The organism is Paludibaculum fermentans, assembly GCF_051172195.1.
Classification (GTDB): Bacteria; Acidobacteriota; Terriglobia; order Bryobacterales; family Bryobacteraceae; genus Paludibaculum; species Paludibaculum fermentans_A.
In genome coordinates this window covers 1-3,000 of sequence record NZ_JBPJAQ010000014.1, presented here as the reverse complement: position 1 = coordinate 3,000, position 3,000 = coordinate 1, and the positions used below count along the sequence as shown (strand labels likewise).

Annotated in this window: 1 protein-coding gene; it reads right to left on the bottom strand. The window is 62.4% G+C overall.

Annotated elements, in window-relative coordinates; all coding sequences use genetic code 11:
* Positions 1 to 204: 204 nt before the first annotated feature.
* Positions 205 to 1,269 (bottom strand): hypothetical protein, encoded by a 1,065-nt coding sequence (locus ACR9Y2_RS40225; RefSeq protein WP_435047576.1) that lies wholly within the window; start codon positions 1,267 to 1,269, stop codon positions 205 to 207.
* Positions 1,270 to 3,000: the final 1,731 nt, after the last annotated feature.

Here is a 3,000-nt window from a genome sequence, read left to right as displayed (position 1 = left end):
GCCTTCCTCCCAAAAAAGGGCGACTCTCTTCGGAGCGGCTTCGAAATTGCACTTGAGCTGCCATTCTGGTACCGGCGGCGGTGCGAACGCGGCTGCGCGACTTCCGCCAGAGGCTGCTAGCAGTCTGTGGCCGCCGCTCTCCGGAGGCCGCAACTTCGGCCATCAGAAGGGAGAGGCTCGCCGCCAGCCCGCTGCCCGCCTCCTTCAGTTGCGAGGCGGACGCAGCGGCAGGTCGAGCCATGCAAGACCGATATCGCGGCGCATATGGCTGAACGAGTCCTCGCTCAAGCCATCGTAGAACAGAGCCAGCCGGTTCTTCACCCGGACGACGGAAGGGAGCCCGATCACGTTTGGGCTCCACAAGCAGTTGGTGTTGTCCAGCACCACGGCCTTGTCCCGGGGATCCCATCGCTCCGGGTCCCGTGACCAGTAGACCCAGATCGCATCCGTGTATTCGTTGCCGTTTCGGATACCGATGTGATTCGTAAACAGGAACCATGTTCGGTTGGCAGGTTCGTAATAGAGCGAGGTGTTTTCGATCTGTTCGTCGAGGGGCAGCAGCGGTGCGGCGCCGAGAGTCCAGGCCCCGCTCAGGTTCTTCGTGCGGGCGAGCGCGATGGTTCGGCGAGTCTTGCCGGTTGCGGGGTCCTGCGTGGCGGCACTGTAGAACTGCAGGTATTCGCCCCTATGTCGAATAGTGAAGCCGGGGCTCGCGGTGACGGAGTTGTAGCCGCCAGGAGTCGGACGCCACGGCGTCACGTCGGGCTGCTTCGTCCACGGACCGCCGGGCGACGAAGCCAGCGCCTTCATAGTGAGATAGGGAAACGCCGGGATGCGGTCCGGGGCCGGCGACGTGTTTGGCGTACCCAGGTAGAACATGTGCCAGGTCTTCCCTTGGCGGAATGTCACCCCGTAGCTGGCTGATTTCGCGTCGTCGGAGCCGGGAGCTCCGAGTTGGAGCACCGGCCCTTTCTTGTCCCAGTGGACCAGGTCGCGACTGGTGGCCAGGGCCGTCAACCAGGCACTTGGCCCGGCGGCGTCGTAGTGCATGTAGTATCTACCGCTGGCCTCCCAAACCCAGACGTCGCGGGCGCCGTAGCGGTCGCAATCGCTACAACCGTCGCCGTGCTTCAGCACAACACCGTAGTCCTGGGCCGGCAAACGGAGCGACGGGGCGGGCCGGCCATCCTCATAAACCTTCTGGGCCAGCAGCGAGACCGCAAAGAACAATGCCAGGCATAGGGGAATGATTGCGCGGAGACGGGACATGCTGGTCACAATACACTAACCTCGCCATTCGCCGGGAGATTCCAGTGGTGCGCGTCCAGTTGGAACCTCACGTTCGAGCAAGGGATGCACAATGAGACCGCTGCTCTTTCCGGTGGTACGGGGGACAGGCGTGGGCAGCCCGCCCCACCGCCACTATGCGGCCGGCATTCGTGCCGGCCTTCTGCTCCCGCAGTCACAACCTCGGTACCCCCAAAGCCCCCAAACACACGCAGAGCCCCTCTTCCGTGGGGTATGCCTCCAGGCTTGCGGGCCGGCATTCGTGCCGGCCTTCTGCCCAGCAGTCACAACCTCGGTACCCCCAAAGCCCCCGAACACAAGCAGAGCCCCTCTTCCGTGGGGTATGCCTCCAGGCTTGCGGGCCGGCAATCGTGCCGGCCTTCTGCCCCGCAGTCACATCCTCGGTATCCCAAAGCCCCCGAACACAAGCAGAGCCCCGCATCCGTGGGGTATGCCTCCAGGCTTGCGGGCCGGCATCCGTGCCGGCCTTCTGCCCCGCAGTCCCAACCTCCGTACCCCCAAAGACCCCAAACACACGTAGAGCCCCTCTTCCGTGGGGTATGCCTCCAGGCTTGCGGGCCGGCAATCGTGCCGGCCTTCTGCCCCGCAGTCACAACCTTCGTACCCCCAAAGGCCCCAAACACACGTAGAGCCCCTCTTCCAGTCGCCCTTCGGGCTCCTTGCGCAGCGGCCAGTGACTGGAGAAGATCAGAAAGACAAGGCAGAAGTGTAACCCATGTGGTTAGAAACTTCTGTTACCCATGTGTCGGGTCATACATAGCCAAGACCAATGAGGCTTCAGCAAATCGACGGCGGGCCGGAATCTATTTCCGACAGGCTCTCGGGCCGTCCCCTTTCCCGGTACCGATAGGAGCATGGCAGATGCGTAACAAAGGGTTGCTATTGCGGTTCGGCATCGTTATTGGACTGGTTTTGGCAGCGGGGGCTGCTTTTGTTTTATACCCCGTGATGGTCGCAAACTCTGTGCTCAGCGATGTCCGAGAAGTCGGAAAAGAGCCGAGATCCGAGGCGTGGCTTCGCCAATGGGCAGAAAGGCACCATGGGAACATCAGCTGCGACCATTCAGAGTGCGTAGCAGAGGTCACCGTCCCAAATTGGCTGTTATCTCGGCTCAGGCTCGCACGACCAGCGCTGTTTGCAGCCACTGTTGCATTGAACGACGGGGCGCTCACTGACGTCCGCCTGACCCTAACCGACCTAAATTATCAAGCGCGGTACAAAGGAGCTACGACATCGACAGTTGTGGACTACGCCGAAGCACGTAACGCCACGGCGGAACCGACACCGCCCAAGCTAGTGCAGGAGCCCAAGGGTAAACCGCCAACGGTCGCCTACTTCGTCTCTCGTGGAGCAGAGCCCCGATCACTTGCGCTAGCGTACAAAATCAACGTGTGGTGCCTAGCCCGAATTGGCGGATGCCTCGATTCACAACAGGCGCCCGAAATCTGGGCCCTCCGGGATTCGAACAGGTTCTGAAACCCGCGATGGACGGGACATTTCCTCCTTACCGCCGCCGAAGCTGAGGGGCCGGCGATGGGGTTATCGGCGCGGTCGGGTCAGGCGGCTTTCCGCACGCGTATTTCGATGCGCAGGCCTGGGGCTGTCGCCATGTTCACCAGCGCGTCGGAAAGGCGACAGCGTCGGAAAGGCGACAGCCTGAGAGCCTGTCGGAAATAGATTCCGGCCCGCCGC

Bases quoted from the DNA above. Each gene is read 5' to 3' on its own strand.
- ACR9Y2_RS40225 (WP_435047576.1), bottom strand. From the start codon at position 1,269: ATGTCCCGTCTCCGCGCAATCATTCCCCTATGCCTGGCATTGTTCTTT.